Origin of the sequence: Nocardia rhizosphaerihabitans (assembly GCF_014646295.1) — a bacterium.
Lineage (GTDB): Bacteria > Actinomycetota > Actinomycetes > Mycobacteriales > Mycobacteriaceae > Nocardia > Nocardia rhizosphaerihabitans.
The window spans coordinates 1-738 of the sequence record NZ_BMNE01000026.1 but is presented as its reverse complement, the minus strand read 5'-3'; the positions used below and the strand labels follow the sequence as shown (position 1 = coordinate 738).

The window sequence follows — 738 nt, the reverse complement described above, 5'->3', positions numbered from 1 at the left end:
CCGCCGGTGCCACCGCCACTGTTGTTGGGGGTGACCGGCGGGGCAGCTGTGAGGGTGATGGGGTCGGCGAAAGTCGGAACCCATCCCATGATTTGGGACATGCCGTCGCGGTAACCGAGGCGGCCGGTGCCGTCGTAACCGGTGTCCCAGAAGTCACGGATCACGGTGATGTGACTGGACGCGTTATGGGTGCCGACTTTGGTGGGGACCTGGTTGTCGTCGACTTCGATCTCGGAGTAGAACGGCAGATTGTTGTGCACATACGACATGAAGTTGGCGGTGTTACCGATGACGTTCGACATCGACACCATACTGTTTTCCAACGATTTCGCGGTATCAAGATATTTGGTGAGGAACGCCACCGCCTGCTCAGCACCCTCACCCTGCCAATGGCCCGCGGTGAACACCGGTGACACAGCTGTTTTGAAGTTCAGGACCGAGTGCCGCCAGATATCGGCGAACGCCCGCCACTCACCAGCGATCCAGGGGACGTTGCGCGCGTTCTTCTCGATGATCAACCTGATGTTGGCGAAGTCGTACAACCCGAACTGGTAGCCGTGCTCGATGAACCCTTCGAGGTCCTTCTTCACGTTCGGGTCGAACGGGGCACCCGACCCGGCGGTGGTCGGCTCACCAGGCCCGTTGCTCCAGTTCGAGTTCGGTACGGAGTGTTCTTTCCAGATCCTGGGCCAGTGATCGGTTCCGGTGGCGGGGGTGTTGAAGGTGGTGGCGTTGGCG

Annotated in this window: 1 protein-coding gene; it reads right to left on the bottom strand. The window is 60.4% G+C overall.

Going from position 1 to position 738, the window contains the following annotated elements:
- Nucleotides 1–738, bottom strand: a 738-nt coding sequence (locus IEY60_RS35435) for a hypothetical protein (protein WP_189034936.1), incomplete at both ends; no start/stop codon positions are given.